At 65.4% G+C, this 18,520-nt stretch carries 17 protein-coding genes; 5 read left to right on the top strand and 12 right to left on the bottom strand.

The genetic code is table 11. From position 1 onward, the window contains the following. Window positions 1–56: 56 nt before the first annotated feature. On the bottom strand, window positions 57–1,997 hold the full coding sequence (locus tag V5279_RS17930) for an ABCB family ABC transporter ATP-binding protein/permease (protein WP_414645950.1): 1,941 nt from the start codon (window positions 1,995–1,997) through the stop codon (window positions 57–59). A 261-nt stretch (window positions 1,998–2,258) separates the two neighbouring features. Here V5279_RS17930 and V5279_RS17925 point away from each other — a divergent pair, with 261 nt between their 5' ends. Beyond that, window positions 2,259–2,864 (top strand): TIGR00730 family Rossman fold protein, encoded by a 606-nt coding sequence (locus V5279_RS17925; RefSeq protein WP_166296821.1) that lies wholly within the window; start codon window positions 2,259–2,261, stop codon window positions 2,862–2,864. A 216-nt stretch (window positions 2,865–3,080) separates the two neighbouring features. Here V5279_RS17925 and V5279_RS17920 read toward each other — a convergent pair whose 3' ends face one another. From V5279_RS17920 to cysS, 4 genes are all read right to left on the bottom strand, one after another. Then, window positions 3,081–3,458 (bottom strand): VOC family protein, encoded by a 378-nt coding sequence (locus V5279_RS17920; protein WP_338699540.1) that lies wholly within the window; start codon window positions 3,456–3,458, stop codon window positions 3,081–3,083. Window positions 3,459–3,614: 156 nt separating this feature from the next. Next, window positions 3,615–5,213, bottom strand: coding sequence for a citramalate synthase (cimA, locus tag V5279_RS17915; protein WP_338699538.1), 1,599 nt, complete (start codon window positions 5,211–5,213; stop codon window positions 3,615–3,617). Next, on the bottom strand, window positions 5,210–5,716 hold the full coding sequence (locus V5279_RS17910) for a GNAT family N-acetyltransferase (protein WP_338699536.1): 507 nt from the start codon (window positions 5,714–5,716) through the stop codon (window positions 5,210–5,212). The genes cimA and V5279_RS17910 overlap by 4 nt, the downstream gene beginning before the upstream one ends. Further along, complete coding sequence (cysS, locus tag V5279_RS17905; protein ID WP_338699534.1) at window positions 5,713–7,128, bottom strand: cysteine--tRNA ligase; 1,416 nt, start codon at window positions 7,126–7,128, stop codon at window positions 5,713–5,715. Before cysS ends, V5279_RS17910 begins: the two co-directional genes overlap by 4 nt. 296 nt (window positions 7,129–7,424) lie before the next feature. Between cysS and V5279_RS17900 the strand changes: the two genes are divergently transcribed. Beyond that, window positions 7,425–7,733 carry a hypothetical protein gene (locus V5279_RS17900; RefSeq protein ID WP_029078553.1) on the top strand — a complete coding sequence of 103 codons (309 nt, stop codon included), beginning with the start codon at window positions 7,425–7,427 and terminating at the stop codon, window positions 7,731–7,733. A gap of 149 nt (window positions 7,734–7,882) precedes the next feature. Beyond that, window positions 7,883–9,046: a DUF2865 domain-containing protein gene (locus V5279_RS17895; protein ID WP_338699531.1), complete on the top strand. Its 1,164-nt coding sequence runs from the start codon at window positions 7,883–7,885 to the stop codon at window positions 9,044–9,046. 66 nt (window positions 9,047–9,112) lie between these two features. On the opposite strand, the gene V5279_RS17890 is transcribed toward V5279_RS17895, so the two are convergent. From V5279_RS17890 to V5279_RS17875, 4 genes are all read right to left on the bottom strand, one after another. After that, the gene (locus tag V5279_RS17890) at window positions 9,113–10,864 is read right to left on the bottom strand and encodes an NAD+ synthase (protein ID WP_338699529.1); all 1,752 of its coding nucleotides are present in this window, start codon (window positions 10,862–10,864) and stop codon (window positions 9,113–9,115) included. A gap of 87 nt (window positions 10,865–10,951) precedes the next feature. Next, window positions 10,952–12,097, bottom strand: a complete 1,146-nt coding sequence (locus tag V5279_RS17885) for an NAD(P)/FAD-dependent oxidoreductase (RefSeq protein WP_338699527.1) — start codon at window positions 12,095–12,097, stop codon at window positions 10,952–10,954. A 41-nt stretch (window positions 12,098–12,138) separates the two neighbouring features. Next, window positions 12,139–12,492, bottom strand: coding sequence for a diacylglycerol kinase (locus V5279_RS17880; RefSeq protein ID WP_165123196.1), 354 nt, complete (start codon window positions 12,490–12,492; stop codon window positions 12,139–12,141). Between the two features lie 29 nt (window positions 12,493–12,521). Beyond that, window positions 12,522–13,910, bottom strand: a complete 1,389-nt coding sequence (locus V5279_RS17875; protein WP_338699522.1) for a class II 3-deoxy-7-phosphoheptulonate synthase — start codon at window positions 13,908–13,910, stop codon at window positions 12,522–12,524. Between the two features lie 146 nt (window positions 13,911–14,056). Between V5279_RS17875 and V5279_RS17870 the strand changes: the two genes are divergently transcribed. Beyond that, the gene (locus V5279_RS17870; RefSeq protein ID WP_338699520.1) at window positions 14,057–14,983 is read left to right on the top strand and encodes an alpha/beta fold hydrolase; all 927 of its coding nucleotides are present in this window, start codon (window positions 14,057–14,059) and stop codon (window positions 14,981–14,983) included. A gap of 1,118 nt (window positions 14,984–16,101) precedes the next feature. On the opposite strand, the gene V5279_RS17865 is transcribed toward V5279_RS17870, so the two are convergent. Next, window positions 16,102–16,455 (bottom strand): cupin domain-containing protein, encoded by a 354-nt coding sequence (locus V5279_RS17865; protein ID WP_166294656.1) that lies wholly within the window; start codon window positions 16,453–16,455, stop codon window positions 16,102–16,104. Between the two features lie 56 nt (window positions 16,456–16,511). Between V5279_RS17865 and V5279_RS17860 the strand changes: the two genes are divergently transcribed. Next, a complete protein-coding gene (locus V5279_RS17860) occupies window positions 16,512–17,003 on the top strand; it encodes a hypothetical protein (RefSeq protein ID WP_338699518.1) in 492 nt (163 codons plus the stop codon). On the opposite strand, the gene V5279_RS17855 is transcribed toward V5279_RS17860, so the two are convergent. Together V5279_RS17855 and V5279_RS17850 are read right to left on the bottom strand one after the other, a co-directional pair. Then, complete coding sequence (locus V5279_RS17855; RefSeq protein ID WP_166294654.1) at window positions 16,979–17,167, bottom strand: DUF2934 domain-containing protein; 189 nt, start codon at window positions 17,165–17,167, stop codon at window positions 16,979–16,981. The genes V5279_RS17860 and V5279_RS17855 overlap by 25 nt on opposite strands. Window positions 17,168–17,389: 222 nt before the next feature. Further along, complete coding sequence (locus tag V5279_RS17850) at window positions 17,390–18,478, bottom strand: alpha/beta hydrolase family protein (protein WP_338699515.1); 1,089 nt, start codon at window positions 18,476–18,478, stop codon at window positions 17,390–17,392. Between the last annotated feature and the right edge of the window lie 42 nt (window positions 18,479–18,520).

Raw genomic sequence — 18,520 nt, 5'->3', positions numbered from 1 at the left:
AAGCATGATCTTTCGGAAAACCGCTTCGCACTTTTCCGGATCATGCCCTAAATCGACTATTCCGCGGCGGTCGGCAAGGGCTTCTCACCCGCAACCGGGGTGGAATCGTCAGAGGATTCGGTCACCGGCGGCGGCAGGCGATTCGGCGCCGGGCCATCGTCGTCGACCTGGGCGAGCCGTTCGCGGGCCTCCTCGGCCTCGCGCTGCCGGTTCCACATGCTGGCGTAGAGGCCGCCGCCGGCCAAAAGCCGCGCATGGGTGCCGCGCTCGGCGATCCGGCCCTGATCCAGCACGATGATCTCGTCGGCGCCGACGATGGTCGAGAGCCGATGCGCGATCACCAGCGAGGTGCGGTTGCGCGAGACCCGCTCCAGCGCGCCCTGGATCTCGTGCTCGGTGTGGCTGTCGAGCGCAGACGTCGCCTCGTCCAGCACCAGGATCGGCGGCGCCTTCAGCACCGTGCGCGCGATTGCGACGCGCTGCTTCTCGCCGCCGGAGAGTTTTAGGCCGCGCTCGCCGACTTGGGTCTCATAGCCCTGCGGCGACATCCGGATGAAGCCGTCGATCTGCGCCAGCCGCGCCGCCTCCTCGACCTCGTCATTGCTGGCGTCCCAGCGGCCATAGCGGATGTTGTAGCGGATGGTGTCGTTGAACAGCACGGTGTCCTGCGGCACCATGCCGATCGCCGATCGCAGCGAGGCCTGCGTCACGTTCCTGATGTCCTGCCCGTCGATCAGGATCCGGCCGCTCGAAACGTCGTAGAGCCGGAACAGCAGCCGCGAGATCGTCGACTTGCCGGCGCCGGAGGGACCGACGATTGCGACCGTCTTGCCGGCCGGCACCTCGAAGCTCAGACCTTTAAGGATCGCCCGGTCGGGCTCGTAGGCGAAGCGGACATCCTCGAAGCGCACGCTGCCGGAGGACACCGTGAGCGGCTTCGCGCCCGGCACGTCCTTGACCTCGGGATTGCGCTCCAGCACGTCGAACATCTTCTCGATGTCGATGATCGCCTGCTTGATCTCGCGATAGACCATGCCCATGAAATTCAAGGGCTGGTAGAGCTGGATCATCATCGAATTGATCAGCACGAAATCGCCGACGGTGTGGGTGCCGTTGCGGATGCCGAACGCGCACATCAGCATGGTCGCGGTCAGGCCCGCGGTGAAGATGATCGCCTGCCCGGTGTTGAGCACCGCAAGCGAGGTATAGGTCTTCACGCTGGCCTGCTCGTAGCGCTCCATCGAGCGGTCGTAGCGGCTGGCCTCGCGCTCCTCGGCGCCGAAATACTTCACCGTCTCGTAGTTGAGGAGCGAGTCGATCGCCTTGGTGTTCGCCTCGGTATCCGAGTCGTTCATCTTGCGGCGGATCTCGATCCGCCACTCGGTCGCGATGTAGGTGAAGTACATGAACACCACGACGGTGAGCAGCACGGCGAGCACGTAGCGCCAGTCGAACTGCCAGAGCAGCACCGCAGCCAGCAGCGCGACCTCGACGATGGTCGGGATCAGCTGCAGGATCACCATCCGCACGATGGTCTCGATGCCGGAGCGGCCGCGCTCCAGCACGCGGGTCAGGCCGCCGGTCTTGCGCTCGAGATGGAAGCGCAGCGACAATTCGTGCATGTGCACGAAGGTGATGTAGGCGAGCCGCCGCACCGCGTGCATCGCGACACGGGCGAAGATGCCGTCGCGCCACTGCGTCAGCACCGCCATGATGATGCGCACCGCGCCGTAGCTGATCGTCATCAGCACCGGAGAGGCGATCAGCCACACCACCCAGTTCGACGGCGCGACCGGCGCCGAGCCCGTGCCGTTCAGCGCATCGATCGCCCATTTGAAGGTGAACGGCACCGACAGCGTCGCGAGCTTGGCGAACAGCAGCAGCACCACCGACCAGACCACGCGCGTCTTCAGATCGGCGCGATCGCCCGGAAAGATATAGGGCCAGAGATGTACGAGGGTGCCGAGCAGCGTCCCCTTCTCGACGGCCGGCGCCATGGCCGCGGGCGGCGCAGCAGCGGTCACATTCGGTTGCGGCGGCACCATCAGGAGCCCGCCCGCGCGTTCGCGGCGCGGCGGTCCGCTGCCACAGCTTTTCCACGATTTGCCATTGTGCTCGTCATATAGATCGTTTGAATGTCACGTACAGGCTTATGGCGAAATTTGTTCGCGATTCGCGGGAATTTACGGGGTTTTTTGGCCCACAATCCCCATATGCGAGTCTTGACCCTGTTTACGCTGCAGTGCCACAAGGAATGTATGAACCAAATCAAGACTGTCTGTGTTTATTGCGGCTCCGGCCCCGGTAACAATCCCCGCTTCATCGAAGCTGCCGTCGCGCTCGGCAAGAGCTTTGCCGAAAACAACGTGCGCCTGGTCTATGGCGGCGGTTCGATCGGCCTGATGGGCGCGGTGGCAAAATCCACCCTCGACCATGGCGGCTCCGTCACCGGCATCATTCCCGAATTCCTGCGCGCGCGCGAGAACGCGCTGACCTCGGTTCAGGAGATGATCGTCACACCCGACATGCATGAGCGCAAACGCCTGATGTTCGAACGTTCGGACGCGTTCGTGGCGCTGCCCGGCGGCATCGGCACGCTGGAGGAGCTGGTCGAGCAATTGACCTGGCAGCAACTCGGCCGTCACCACAAGCCGATCCTGCTCGCCAATATTGATGGCTTCTGGGAACCCCTGCTCTCGCTGCTGAGCCACATGCGCACGACCGAATTCATCCGCGCGACGCTGCCGATCAACGTCCTGATGGCCGACCGCGTCGACGACATCCTGCCGCGGCTGCGCTCGGCGGTGGCGCGCACACCGGAAGCCGCGAAGGAACTCGCGCCGGAAGTGGCGCGGCGGCTGTAGGCGAGAAGTTTTCGAGCTGTGCCGGCTTGCACAGCCCTCTCACCGTCATCCCCGCGCAAAGGCTTCGCCTTTGTCGCTGGAGGTGCGAGGCCTCTTCGGCGAGCCTCGAAGGATGAATCGGCCACCAGCCGGGCCGTGCATCCTTCGAGGCTCGCAAGGGCTCGCACCTCAGGATGACGCGTTTGGCAACATCGCGACCTGGCGGAAAGCCGCACCCTACTCGCTCGGAAACGTCACGGCCTCGATGCGATTGCCGTCCGGGTCGAGGACGAAGGCGGCGTAGTAGCGCAAGCGGTCGTGCGGGCGCAGGCCAGGGGCGCCATCGGATAAGCCGCCGGAGGCCAACGCGGCGGCATGGAAGGCATCGACCTCGGCGGTGGTCTTGGCGCGCAGGCAGATATGGCTGCCGCTCTCATGCGGCACGGGTGCCATGGCGGCGCGCAGATTGATCCAGAATTCGGGATAGGCCTTGCCGAAGCCGATCGTTGCCGGCCGCGTGACCAGACGGGTCAGGCCGAGCGCGGCCAGCGTCGGTTCATAGAACCGCGCGGCGCGTTCGAGATCGTGGACGCCGACGGAGACGTGGTCGATCATGCAAGCGCCCTTCTCGTTATGCTGCCATTCCGGGGCGATGCGAGGCATCGAACTATGATGTGCAATTGCACATCTGAGAATCTCGAGATTCTCAGGTGCGCAATTGCGCACCATAGTTCGCGTCGTCGACGCGCCCCGGAATAACGGCCTAGCCACTCACACCGGCGCGCCCGACTTCACCAGCTTGTAGACCAACGAATCCATCAGCGCCTGGAACGAGGCGTCGATGATGTTGGGCGACACGCCGACCGTGGTCCAGGTGTCACCGGTCTCGTCCTCGCTCTCGATCAGCACGCGCGTGACCGCCTCGGAGCCGCCATTGAGGATACGCACGCGGTAGTCGATCAGCTTCAGCCCGTCGATATATTTCTGGTACTTGCCGAGATCCTTGCGCAGCGCCACGTCGAGCGCATTGACCGGACCGTTGCCTTCGGCGGCCGAGATCAGCCGCTCGCCGTCGACGTCGACCTTCACCACCGCGAGCGCCACCGTGACGCGCTGACCGTTGGCGTTGTAGCGCTGCTCGACATTGACGTCGAATTGCTCGACCTTGAAATATTCCGGCACCTTGCCGAGCGTGCGCCGCGCCAGGAGCTCGAACGAGGCGTTGGCGGATTCATAGGCGAACCCTGCGGCCTCGCGCTCCTTCAGCTCCTCGACCAGACGCGTCAGCCGCGGGTCGCCCTTGTCGTAGACGATGCCGGCTCGGTCGAGCTCGGCCATCACGTTGGAGCGGCCGGCCTGATCCGAGACCAGCACCTTGCGGTGGTTGCCAACCAAGTCCGGCAGCACGTGCTCGTAAGTCTGCGGATCTTTCATGACCGCGGAGGCATGGATGCCGGTCTTGGTGACGAAGGCGCTCTCGCCGACATAGGCCGCGTGGCGATTGGGAGCGCGGTTCAGCATGTCGTCGAGCGTGCGCGACACCTTCATCAGCGTCGCCATCTTCTCCGTGGTGACGCCGATCTCGAACTTCTCGGCAAACTCCTGCTTCAGCTTCAAGGTCGGGATCAGCGAGCAGAGATTGGCGTTGCCGCAGCGCTCGCCGAGGCCGTTGAGGGTGCCCTGGATCTGCCGCGCGCCGGCGCGCACCGCGGCGAGCGAATTGGCCACCGCCTGCTCGGTATCATTATGCGCATGGATGCCAAGGTTCGCGCCCGGCACATGCTTGATCACGTCGCCGACGATGGTCTCGACCTCATGCGGCATGGTGCCGCCATTGGTATCGCACAGCACCACCCAGCGCGCGCCGGCCTCATAGGCCGCTTTGGCGCAGGCGAGCGCGTAGTCGCGATTCTCCTTGTAGCCGTCGAAGAAATGCTCGCAGTCGACCATCACCTCGCGGCCGAGTGCCTTGGCCGCGGCGACGCTGTCGCGGATCGAGGCGAGGTTCTCCTCATTGGTGGTCTCGAGCGCGACGCGGACCTGGTAGGCGGAGGATTTTGCGACGAAGCAGATCGCATCCGCCCTGGCCGCGAGGATGGCGGCGAGCCCCGGATCGTTCGACGCCGAGCGGCCCGGCCGCCGCGTCATGCCGAAGGCGGTGAAGCGCGCATGGTCGAAAGCGGGCTTCTTGCTGAAGAACTCGCTATCGGTCGGATTGGCGCCGGGATAGCCGCCCTCGACATAGTCGATGCCGAGCTGATCGAGCATCGCCGCGATCACCTGCTTGTCCTGCAGCGTGAAATCGACGCCGTTGGTCTGCGCGCCGTCGCGCAGCGTGGTGTCGAACAGATAGAGGCGTTCGCGGCTCATGCGTGGCCTTCCGGGGTCGCGACACCGTCGAGCGTCTTCTGCATCGTGGTGTTGGCGAGCCATTCGTCGTTGACGGTGACTGTATTGCGCTGCAGCGCGATGTAGCCGCGCTTGCGGAAGAACTCCAGCGCGGTGTCGCTGGCATCGACCTTCAGGGCCTTGGTGCCGCGGGCGCTCGCGATCTTCTCCAGCGCGTCGCACAGCGCGCTGCCTGCACCCTGCCCCACCGCGCTCGGATGCACATAGAGCATGTCGATGTGATCGGCCCCCTTCAGCGAGGCGAAGCCGACCGGCGCGCCCTGCAACGTCGCGATCAGCGTCAGCTGGCCGGCGAGCTTCTTGCCGAAGGCCTCCTCGTCGTCGGCGGCCCCCGCCCAGGCTTCCTGCTGCGCCTCGCTGTAATCGTCGCCGGTCAGGTCCATGATCGAGGCCGCAAAGATCGCCGCCAGCAGCGGCGCGTCATCAGGCAGATACGGGCGCAATGCGGGTGCGGAGCGGCTCATCGCGCAACCTCCCAGGTCGTCACCGGTTTGCCGTCGGCATCCTTGCCATCCTTGATCACCACGCCCATCGCGGCGAGTTGATCGCGGATCCGGTCGGACTCCTTGAAGTCCTTGCGTGCGCGCGCCGCAGTGCGCTCGGCGAGCAGCGCCTCGACGGCGGCAGCATCGACGCCACTTGCCTGCTGCTTGCGTCCCTCCCACGCGGCCGCGCTCTCCGACAGGAAGCCGAGCAGCCGGAGCGAACCGGCAAACTCCTTGCGGCTCTGCTCGCTCGCCGACGCGGCATTGCGCAGGCCGTGCAGCACGGCGATCGCCTGCGCCGTGTTGAGGTCGTCGTAAAGCGCCTCGACCATCGCCGGCGACGGCGCGCCGGGCTCGGCGTCGGCCGCAATCGCATACCAGTCGTCGAGTGTCTTCGCGGCCTCTTCCGCGCTTTTGAGCGTCCAGTCGAGCGGCGAGCGGTAATGCGTCCTCAGCATGCTGAGCCGCAGCACTTCGCCCGGCCAATCGGCCAGGAGATCGCGGATCGTGAAGAAGTTGCCGAGCGACTTCGACATCTTCTCGCTTTCGATCTGCAGGAAGCCGTTGTGCATCCAGACATTGGCCATGCGGTCGGAGTTGAACGCGCAGCAGGTCTGTGCGAGCTCGTTCTCATGGTGCGGGAACACCAGGTCGATGCCGCCGCCATGGATGTCGAACTTCTCGCCGAGATGCTTCCAGGCCATCGCCGAGCACTCGATGTGCCAGCCGGGCCGGCCCTCGACCGCGATGCCTGCCGGCGACGGCCATGACGGCTCGCCCGGCTTCGACGGTTTCCACAGCACGAAGTCGGTGTTGTCGCGCTTGTAGGGCGCAACGTCGACGCGGGCGCCGGCGATCATCTCGTCGAGCGAACGCTTCGACAGCGCACCGTAGCGCGGCAGCTCCGAATTGGCCGCGTTCATAGCCTGCGGCGAGAACAGCACGTGATCCTCGGCGACATAGGCAAAACCGCCGGCGACCAGCTTCTCGATGATCGCGCGCATCTCCGGGATGTGCTCGGTGGCGCGCGGCTGCACGGTCGGCGGCAAGCAGCCCAGCGCCGTGACGTCGTCCTGGTACTGCTGATAGGTCTGCTCGGTGACCTTGCGGATCGCCTCGTTCAGCGGCACGCCGGGATAATCCCGCGCGGCGCGAACGTTGATCTTGTCGTCGACGTCGGTGATGTTCCGGACATAGGTCACGTGGCCGGCGCCATAGCGATGGCGCAGCATGCGAAACAGCACGTCGAAAACAACAGCCGCGCGGCCGTTGCCGATATGGGCGAAGTCATAGACCGTCGGTCCGCAGGCATACATGCGGACGTTATTGGCATCGAGCGGCACGAACGGCCGCTTCTCCCGGGTCAACGTATCGTAAAGGCGCAATTCCATGGATCACCTGTCCTCGCGGCCGGGCGTCCGATCATCTCAGGGTGATTGAGAAAAGACGGCCTCAGCCAGCGAATCGCTAGCTAATAATCTCGCGGCAAATGCTGCAGATGGCGAGGTGGCCGTTCATGGTTCCATCCTGTCTCATGCCCCCTGCATGGCGTCAAGGGGCTGTTTTCGGGCGATTTGCAGCGCCGGGGGTGGACCAAAATCACGCCAACGCCCTCATGGTTAATCATTATTAAGCATTTGGGCGTATCGGAAGGGCCAGCGGATTCCCGCCATTTCATTGGTGCGCCATGCGGCCCATTTCAGCATTGATTGCCTGCACGTTCTTCCTTGTCTCCTCGGCCGCATTGGCCGACAGCCGCGTCTTCATCATCGCCAACCAGGCCGACGGCTACGGCATCGACCAATGCCTGGCCCGCGGCGACCGCTGCGGCGCGTCCGCCGCCCGCGCCTATTGCCAGTCACGCGATTTTGCGCAGGCCACCAATTACCGCCGCGTCGATCCGGACGAGATCACCGGCGCAGTTCCGCACGCTGCGAACGAGAAATGCTCGGGCAACGTCTGCGGCGAATACGTCGCCATCACCTGTCAGCGCTGAGGCCGCGGCAAGCCGCTGGTCAAGCGGGGTTATTGCCACACCGGCGCCCCGGAAACGACGTGACGCTGCCCCGAGAAACGGCTATTGCAGGCGGCTTGGCCGCGCGCTTTGGCGTTGATCGCCGCGCGGCGTCGTTTTAATGGCCGGATATGCCCAATAGCCCCTGTTCTCGCTTCTCCCGCTGGCTTCTGACCGGCGCCGTGCTGGCCGGCATCGCCCTGCCCGCCACGGGCGCATTCGCGCAGGTGCCCCCGGGCCCGCCCGGCCCGGCCCCTCAGGGCGCGCAGGCAAATCCGCAGGCGAATCCGATGTGCGGACGGCTCGAAGGCCAGCTGGCGGCGATTGATCGTGGCGGCGGCACCGGCGATCCGGCCAAGGACGAGCAAATCCGCCGCTATCAGGATGCGGCCACAAGGCAGCAGGGCGAGCTCGATCGGGTGACGGCGCAGGCTCGGCGGATGGGCTGCGACAGTTCCGGCTTCTTTTCGCTGTTCAATAACAACTCGGCGCAGTGCGGTCCGGTCAACACCCAGATCCAGCAGATGCGCGCCAATCTCGACCAGATCACTACGAATCTGGAGCGGCTGCGCTCCGGCGGACTCGGCGGCGCCGACCGCGAGAACCAGCGCCGCTCGGTCTTGACCGCGCTCGCGCAGAACAATTGCGGCCCGCAATACGCCGCGGCTGCGCGCGGCCCCGGCAATTTCATCGAGAACCTGTTCGGCGGCGGCCAAAACAATCCCAATCCGCTGCCCCCGCCCGACGCGCAATATGGCGCACAGTCCGGCACCTTCCGCACCGTCTGCGTCCGCACCTGCGACGGCGCCTATTTCCCGATCTCGTTCGCGACCTCGCAGGCACGCTTCGCCGCCGACGAGCAAATCTGCAAGGCGCAGTGCCCCGCCGCGGAAGCCAGCCTGTTCACCTACCGGAATCCCGGCGAGGACATCAACCAGGCGGTCTCGATCAACGGCCAGTCCTACTCGTCGCTGCCGAACGCCTTCAAGTACCGCACCGAGTTCAACCCGTCCTGCTCCTGCAAGCCGGCCGGCCAGAGCTGGGCGGAGGCGCTGAAGGCCGTCGACGACAAGGCATCCGCCGAGCAGCAGGGTGACATCATCGTCACCGAGGAGAGCGCGCGGAAGATGCAGCAGCGGGCTCAGACCAAGGCCGCCGCCGGCAAGAAGGGCGCGCCGGCCGCGGCAGCGCCGCAGCAACCCGCCGCCGCTGACGCCACGGCGCCGGCCGCGCCCGCAAGCGACGGCCAGATCCGCACCGTCGGACCGACCTTCATTCCGCAGAAGAAGCAGTAACGCTTATCCCTTTTTGTTTGAGCATGATCTCGCGGAAAACCGGTCCCCACTTTTCCGGATCATGCTCTATCCCTCGAACGCTTCGGCCGACGCGCGCGAGGTGCGGGTCACCAGCTTGTCGTCGGGCTCCGGCAATGCCTGGCCGAAATCGCGGAAGCGGTTGGTGATGGGATAGCGGCGGTCGCGGCCGAAATTCTTGCGCGTTACCTTCACTCCAGGCGCGGCCTGCCGCCGCTTGTATTCGGCGATGTTGAGCAGGCGATCGATGCGGGTCACCACGTCGCGATCGAAGCCGGCGGCGATGATGGTCGCAAGCGGCTCCTCGCGCTCCACCAGCCGCTCGAGGATCGCATCCAGCACGTCGTAGGGCGGCAGCGAATCCTGGTCGGTCTGGTTCTCGCGCAATTCAGCGGTCGGCGGCCGGATGATGATGTTGACCGGGATCACCTCGCCCGACGGTCCCAGTGCGCCGTCCGGCTTCCAGGCATTGCGCAGGCTCGACAGGCGGAACACCTCGGTCTTGTAGATGTCCTTGATCGGGTTGAAGCCGCCGTTCATGTCGCCGTACAGCGTGGCGTAGCCGACCGACATCTCCGACTTGTTGCCTGTCGTCACCACCATGGCGCCGGTCTTGTTGGAGATCGCCATCAACAGCGTGCCGCGGGCCCGCGCCTGCAGATTCTCCTCGGTGATGTCGCGCTCCAGCCCCTTGAATACCGGCGCGAGAATCGCCTCGAACCCGTTCACGGCATCGGCGATCGGCAGCACCTCGTAGCGGATGCCGAGCGCGGTCGCGAGCTTGGCGGCATCGTCGAGCGAGACCTGCGCGGTGTAGCGGAACGGCAGCATCACGCCGCGCACCTTGTCGGCGCCGAGCGCATCGACCGCGATCGCCGCGCACAGCGCCGAGTCGATGCCGCCGGAGACGCCGAGCAGCACGCCAGGAAAGCCGTTCTTGCGGACATAGTCGCGCAGCCCGAGCACGCAGGCCGCATAATCCGCCTTGTCGCCCTCGAGCTGCGGCGTGATCGGCCCGTTGCAGCGCCAGCCGTCCGCCGTCTTGCGCCAGATCAGCGTCGTGATGTTCTCCTCGAACGCCGGCAGCTGTGCTGCCACCGAAAGATCGGCATTCAGCGCGAACGAGGCGCCGTCGAAGATCAATTCGTCCTGGCCGCCCATCTCGTTGAGATAGATCAGCGGCAGCCCGCTCTCGGTGACGCGCGCCACCACGATCGAGAGCCGCAGATCAGTCTTGTCGCGGGCATAGGGCGAGCCGTTCGGCACGATCAGGATCTCGGCGCCGGTTTCGGCCAGGCACTCGACGACGTTCTCGTATTCCTCCGACTCCTCGAGCCAGATGTCCTCGCAGATCGGCACGCCAATGCGCACGCCGCGCACCGTCACCGGGCCCGATGCCGGGCCGCGCGCGAACAGCCGCTTCTCGTCGAACACGCCGTAATTCGGCAGGTTGGCCTTGAAGCGCAGCGCGGCGATGCGGCCCTCGTCGAGCAGCGCGCAGGCATTGTAGAGCTTGCCATCCTCGACCCAGGGCGTCCCGATCAGCATGGCTGGGCCGCCATCTTTGGTCTCGCGCGCCAGTTCCTCGATCGCGGCGCGGCAGGCCGACTGGAACGCCGGCTTGAGCACCAGATCCTCCGGCGGATAGCCGGCGACGAACAGCTCCGACAACACCACGAGGTCGGCGCCGTCTGCCTTCGCCTTCTCGCGCGCGGCGCGCGCCTTCGCGGCGTTGCCGGTGACGTCACCGACCGTCGGATTGAGTTGCGCCAGGGTGATCTTGATCTGTTGTTCGCTCATACGCTCATGTTGTCCCGCACAAGGGCAAACTTCAATGGTCGTCCGGTCATGGTGCGATTGCAGAAATCGCACCATGACGGGGGCCAATCAGGGCGCAAGCTCTGCCCTGACCTCGCCGAGCAGCGCCATGCCGCCCAACCGGCCCAATTCGTCCGAACATTTCGCGCTCTTGCCGTAGCAGCAGAATGCGACCGTCACCCGCTCGGAAAGTGGTCCGATGCAGGGCAAGCCCGTGTCGCCAAAGGTGGTCATGCACGGCACCACGCGGCGCTCCTCGAACCTGAGGTCGCTGATACGGGCAAGGATCTGCCCTTGCAGGTGATCAGCAACGTCAACCGATCCGCCCGATCGGAACCAGTCCTTGATGTCAGCCTCGCTGTCGAGCGCAATGTCGACCGGATCACCGCCGAGCTTCAGCCAGGTCTGGCCGTCCGGATAGCGGATCGGCGGCAGGATATAGGGATTGTCGCCCTTGGGCCCCAGACAGCGCATCGACGGCATTCCGGCCAGGCGCTGAACCTCCGCCGCACCAAGCCGAAACAGCGCCGCGGTGCGCGCATAGACCGTGAAGCCCAGGGAGCGGCCGAGCAGCGACTCTGTATGCCCGCCTGTCGCGACGAGAACGCGCTCGGCCTCCACACTGCCCGATCGCGTCCGGATCGTCACGCCGGAGCCGTTCTCCGAAATCCCCAGCGCAGCTTCGTCGATGATCCCTACGCCCGCCCGCTCCGCCGCGATCGTCTGCGCGCGGACCAGGCGGCGCGGTGAGATGTATCCGGCATTGCGCGGCTCGAAAAAGCCCTGCATTCCCGCGGTTGATTTGAGATACGGAAATCGCTCGGCTAGCCCCGCATCACGAAATTCTTCGCAAGCGATCCCGTCTTCGGCGCAGATCGTGCCGACCGAAGCGACATCGGTGGTTTCGCTGTTGCCGACGTGAAGCGCACCGGCTTCGCGGTAGAATTCCACACCGCTTTCCGCCGAGATCTCGCCGTAGCGCGAAATCGCAGCGCGGTTCGCCTGTCGCCAGAACGCCCCCGGATCGTAGGTCCGCGTGATGCGGCCCTCATCATAGTGGCTGCCGAAGACGCCGCTGTGCTGCGAAAAATCGGCCGGCTCATCGGGCCCGATCAGTGCAACGTCGTGGCCCATTTTGGCCAGATGTCGCGCAGCCGCCGATCCGATCAGACCGCGTCCGATCACCGCAAGCTTGATCGCCTTGTTGGCGCTCACGATGACCTCCTACGCCTTGCCGTTCCGGATCATGGTCAGACTCAGAACGCCCCCATGCGCTCGGCGAGAGCGAACAGCCAGAACACCCCGGCCATCACCAGCGCGACGCCGACCGCGGCCGAGCCCATGTCCTTGACCCGGCCGATCTGCGGATCGTGATCCATGGTCAGGCGGTCGGAGAGCTTCTCGATCGCGGTGTTGAGCAGCTCGATCACCAGCACCAGCACCACCGTCGCGACCAGCTCGACCCGGCGCATCACGGTGGCGCCGACCAGCCAGGCCAGCGGCAGCGACAGCACGAGCGCCACCACCTCCTCGCGAATCGCCTGCTCCGAGCGAATGGCGAACGCCAGCCCGTTGCGCGAGTTGATGGTGGCCCGCCAGAACCTCAGCAAGTCACTGTCCCCAAGTCACCTGCCCCAAATCACAACCCCGCAGCGGCCGGCATCGGTTTGACCTTGCCGACACGCTCCTGCTTCAGCAGTTCGGCGATCAGGAAGGCCATATCGATCGACTGTTCGGCGTTGAGACGGGGATCGCAGACCGTGTGGTAGCGGTCGTTGAGATCCTCATCGGTGATGGCGCGCGCGCCGCCGATGCATTCGGTGACGTCCTGCCCGGTCATCTCCAGATGCACGCCGCCGGCATGGGTGCCTTCAGCGGCATGGGCCTGGAAGAACGACTTCACCTCCGACAGCACGCGGTCGAACGGCCGGGTCTTGTAGCCCGAGGTCGAGGTGATGGTGTTGCCGTGCATCGGATCGCACGACCACACCACGACGCGCCCTTCCCGCTGCACGGCGCGGATCAGGCCCGGCAGATGGTCGCCGACCTTGTCGGCGCCGAAGCGGTTGATCAGCGTCAGCCGTCCCGGCTCGTTGTCGGGGTTGAGGATGTCGATCAGCTTCAACAGCTCGTCCGGCTTCAGCGACGGGCCGCATTTCAGGCCGATCGGGTTCCTGATGCCGCGGAAATATTCGACATGGCCGTGATCGAGCTGACGGGTGCGGTCGCCGATCCAGATCATGTGGCCGGAGGTCGCGTACCAGTCGCCGGTGGTGGAATCGACCCGCGTCATCGCCTGCTCGTAGCCGAGCAAGAGCGCTTCATGGCTGGTGTAGAAATCGGTGGCGCGCAGCTCGGGATGGCTCTCGAGATCGAGGCCGCAGGCGCGCATGAAATTCAGCGCATCCGAGATGCGGTCGGCCAGCTCCTTGTAGCGGCGGGACTGCGGCGAATCCTTCAGGAAGCCGAGCATCCATTGATGCACGCTGCCGAGATTGGCGAAGCCGCCGGTGGCGAAGGCGCGCAGCAGGTTCAGCGTCGCCGCCGACTGCCGGTAGGCCATCAGCTGGCGCTGCGGATCGGGAATCCGCGCTTCCGGCGTGAAGGCGATATCGTTGACGATGTCGCCGCGATAGCTCGGCAGCTCGACGTCGCCCTGCTTCTCGGTCGGCGACGAGCGCGGCTTTGCGAACTGGCCGGCGATGCGGCCGACCTTCACCACCGGCAGCGCGCCGGCATAGGTCAGCACGACCGCCATCTGCAGCAGGACGCGGAAGAAGTCGCGGATGTTGTTGGCGCCGTGCTCGGCAAAGCTCTCGGCGCAATCGCCGCCCTGCAGCAGGAAGGCCTCGCCGGCGGCGACCCGCCCCAGCGCCTTTTTCAGGCTGCGCGCCTCGCCGGCGAACACCAGCGGCGGAAAGGTCGCGAGCTGGGCCTCGACATCGGCCAATGCCTTGGCATCGGGATAATCGGGCACCTGCAGCACCTTCTTGGCGCGCCAGCTATCGGGTGTCCACCGCTCGGACATGAGGTCAACTCCTGAGCAAAAACCGCGACTTAATCGACGGGAAAGCCCGGCTTATACACAGCCGCCCGGTCCCCCGCTAGAAGGATTCCTGCAATCCCGTCAAACTCTTGCAGGAAAATGCGGATTCGCCTTTGCTGGACCATACCATGAATGCCAGGGAAATCGCCGTGGCCTCCGCCACGCTGGACGACGTTTTTAGCGACGACATCGTCGTACCGGCCGCGGACGGCTATCTGCTCGCCGCGACGCTGTTCCTGCCGCGCGGCGCCAAGCGCCACGCCGTGCTGATCAATTCGGCGACCGCCGTGTCCCGAAAAGTCTATCGCGGCTTTGCCGGCTATCTCGCCCGCCGCGGCGCGGCGGTGCTGACCTACGACTACCGCGGCACCGGCGATAGCAGGCCGATGGCCGCGACCGGCCTCAACAAGCCGAAGTCGCTCGCCGGCTTCAAGGCCACGATGGCGGACTGGGCCGCGCTCGATGCCACCGCCGCCGTGAGCTGGATGCGCGAGCGCTACCGCGGCCTGCCCTTCGCCTATGTCGGCCACTCCTTCGGCGGCCAGGCGCTCGGCCTGTTGCCGAACAACGCCGAGATCCCGCGCGCGCTCTTGATCGCCTCGCAGGCCGCCACCTGGAAGCTGATAGCCTCGCCCGAGCGCTACCGCGTCGTCGCCTTCATGAACGGCGTCGGCCTGCCGCTGGCGCGCACGCTCGGCTACCTGCCAGGCTGGGCCGGGCTCGGCATGGACCTGCCGAGGGGCGTGTTCGAGCAATGGACGCGCTGGGCGATGCGCAAGCGCTACCTGCTCGACGACACGACGCTGGCCGCGCGGGAGAATTTTACAAAGTTCAAGGGCAAGCTCCGCGCCATCAGCATCACCGACGACACCTGGGCGACACGGCCTGCGGTCGAGCTGCTGTGCTCCGCGTTCACCTCGACCACACCGGAGATCATCTCGATCCGCCCCGCGGATGCCGGCGCGAAGACGATCGGCCATTTCGGCTTCTTCCGCAGCGAACACCGCGACGCGCTGTGGCGCGGCGCCGCGGAGTGGCTTGAGGCGGAGGGGTAGGCTTAGATTTCCCCGGCCGTCGTCCTGGCGAAAGCCAGGACCCATAACCACCGCATTTGTTTGTGAACGGGATCGCGGCCCCAGCGTCGCGCAACAACGAGCACTTGGGGTAATGGGTCCTGGCCTTCGCCAGGACGACGATGCGGATGGTTCTCGCGCGATCGTTTGTAGCGTCGTTCGCAGCGTCATTGGCGCACCCCACCTCCGGTGTCATCGCCCGGCTTGACCGGGCGATCCAGTATTCCAGAGACAGTCGTCGTTGAACCGATGGACCGCGGCGTCATTGCTTCGCTCGCATGACGGCTATCGATCCCGTCATCCTGAGGTGCGAGCGGAGCGAGCCTCGAAGGATGCACGGCCCGGCCGGTGGCCGTCGATCCTTCGAGGCTCGCCGAAGAGGCTCGCACCTCAGGATGACGGGGATAGATCTGCGCGCGCACCCACGTTCTCGCGACATGAATCGTCCGAGCTTTGCTCTTCGTTCCACCCTCTCCTCAAGCAGAGGGCGCAGGGAAAGCCGGGTGCCGATCGCACCCATGGGTCCCGTGCAGCGAAAGCACGGGAGGTAGGACCACAGGTGTAACCGGAAACATCCCGGCTTTCCCTGCGCGATGGGTTACGGCTTATACGTGCTCTCCCCGGTGAGACTGGGCTTGCTTGTCACCGCCGTCGCAAAACGCTTTCGCATCCTGCGACGAGACACCTGCCACTAGGGCGTCAGGACCACACGATTTCGCCGTCCGCCTGACAAGCATTTCGTCTCTCGCATGCTCGGCGTCCACCGCATCCCACCGCAACACTCGTGACGACCGCGACGTGCCCCTCAATCGGGTGAGACGGCCAGATTGAACATCTGAGTTGGGTCAAACGCCAAGCGGAATATTTTCCGCCGAGGGACTGGACAGGGTCGATCGCGTTGATTGGACTTATGAATTTCGCGCTTTGGCGCAGAGCGACGCCCGTTGAACAAGTTCTCTCAACACTGAAACCCGCACTCACCTCGCTACGTAGCTATCGTCACTCGGCGGATCGAACATGGGCGCTTACTTGACGGCTCCAGCGCTGTCCGTCCCGGTCAAGTGCTGGAGCCCTTTTTTCGTCGCCGTGAACTGAAGGCATCAGAGCAGCTTGCGCGGCGCAGCCGTCGCCGCGTTGCCCGTGTTCGGTGTCCCCGTCGGCTCGATCAGCAGCAGATGCACCTCTTCCCTTGCAACGGGCCGATGCTCGACGCCCTTCGGCACGATGTACATCTGGCCCTCCCTCAGCGTCACGGTGCGGTCGCGCAGCTCGATGTCGAGCACGCCTTTCAGCACAAGGAAGAAGTCGTCGGTGTCGTCGTGCTTGTGCCAGACGAACTCACCCTGCACCTTCACGACCATGACGTCGCAGGCGTTGAATTGTGCGACGGTGCGCGGCGACCAGTGATCGGTGAAGGTCGACAGCTTTTGTGAAAGATCGATCGCGTCGCTCATGGATGCCTCCTGGCCCGCCAGATTGAAGGCGATAAACGGCAGCCTGAAGGCGACAAATGAAAGAGGCCGCTTACTCCTGCGGCCTCTTTGATTACTTGTCTGTTGCGCTCGGCGGCTTCTGTCCCTGCCCTTGTCCTGTCGTGGCGGGCGAACCCTGGCTGCTGCCAGCAGCGCTCGAATTCTTGCTCGAACTCGCGCTGCCGCTGGAGCTTGCGCTGCCGCTGGAGCTCGCGCTGCCACCGGAGCTTGCGCTGCCGCTGGAGCTTGCTTGCGCGAAGGCAAGGGATGTCGAGGCGACGAGAACTGAAAGAGCTAAAGCAATCGGCCGGATCATTGGTTTCCTCCGTCGTATGGAACACCGATGTCAATGTCCGCGGCAGAGAGACGTTCCAAGCGCCGGTGGGTTGCGTCGCCGGCTTCGAGGTGATCTCGAAGCATATCGCCGGGGAGCAAGACGCGATCGCCGCGCCCGATGGACGCGGCGATCGCATGCCGTTGATTGCGTCGAGCTCGATCCGGCGCTCTACTGGACTGACGTCGGCTTGTGATGGCCGTTCATTCCGCAGGGCGTCTCGCCGTTGGCGGCCTTGCGCGCGAGCAACTCCTTTTCGGCCTTATACCAGAGCTGATCCATATTGCCGTGCGGTTCGCCGGCGTCCTTCCACAGTTCGTAGGCTCGGGTCCTGATCTCCTGCTCGGTGGGACCTGTCATGAGCGGCTCCCTGAATCGCGAATATCAAATCGTTTGAATGGGGAACTTCCAGTTCGGCGCAATGTTCCAAAACGCGCGCGATATGGTGCGCCGCCGCAGTCTGCGACGCGGCGCGGCCCGGAGCAATCAGATTGTGTGGCGCCGGGCGCCGGGCGCACCATTACCCACCGCGCGCCGGGGGCGTGCGGGTAGCCCCCTACTCCGGCGCCTGGCGCAGTCCGCTCAGCGCAGGTTCGCGCTGAAGAAATCGCGCGCAAGGCTGATGGTCTCGGCATGGACCGCGTCGCGATCGGTGCCATCGGGATCGCGGCATACGGCCCCCCCGATGACCAGGCGCCCTATCGCGGTACAGGTCCCGAAGAAGACAAAGTGGCCCGCGTGCGGAAACAGCTTCAGCGTCGCATGGGGGACAGCCTTGCCGAGCGCCTCGGCGCCTGAGGCCGTCGGCGTGATCTCGTCGGCGCTTCCCGCGACGATCGCGATCGGGATCGATATGGCGGCAAGGCTCTCCGGCGTGAAGGCTGGCACTGGCCCCGGCGCCATCGCAAACACGGCGCGAACGCGCTCGTCGCGATAGGAATGGCCGGCCAGACTATAGCGCTGCCGGAAATCAGGATCCGCCGTCAAGCGCAACTGGCTCTTCTGGCGCAGCTCTGTCGCGCCTGACTGCGACGTGCACAGCGCATCGGCGGCGGGCGAGCGGCAGAATGCCGGAGTCCGTTCCGGATCGGTGATGCCGCCGGCGATAGCGATCACGGTGTAGCCGCCATACGAATGGCCGGCGGCGCCGATCCGCGCCGGGTCGATCCGGTCGCCGAACGTGCTGTCGGCGCGCATGGCGTCGATCAGCGCGCTGAGATCGACCGCGCGCAGCCACGTCAGCGTATAACCGTCGACCGTCGTGCGCTCGGATCCGTTGTTGCCGGGGTGGTTGACCGCAACGGCGATGAATCCGTGCGCCGCAAGCCCCGCGCCGAGCCAGGCGAGATTGGACGCCGAGCCACCAAAACCGTGGGACAGCAGGATCAGCGGGTGGCGGAGCCCCGCCGCCGGCGCCGCATCAGGCGCGGCGATGCCGGTGCTGATGAACGGGACGATGCGCGGCCCGATCCATTGCGGTTGCTCGCGCGCATCTGCCGCGGCCGGGTACCAGATGGTGGCGCGGAGCGCATGCATGCTGGCGCCGCGCCAATCGTAAGGCTCGGCCGGAGTGAAATCGCGCGTGGTGACGCCGACCTTGAATACGGCATCCTCGGCCCACGCGAGGCCCGGTGCTGCGACGAGGATCAGCCACAGCACCAGAAACCTCATCGGGGCTTCCCTCTGATGCGCGAGAAATCTCGCGACGGCAGC

The sequence above is a fragment of the Bradyrhizobium sp. 26S5 genome (assembly GCF_036923295.1).
Lineage (GTDB): Bacteria > Pseudomonadota > Alphaproteobacteria > Rhizobiales > Xanthobacteraceae > Bradyrhizobium > Bradyrhizobium septentrionale.
The sequence above is the reverse complement of the archived record's forward strand: the minus strand, read 5'-3'. Positions and strand labels throughout refer to the sequence as shown.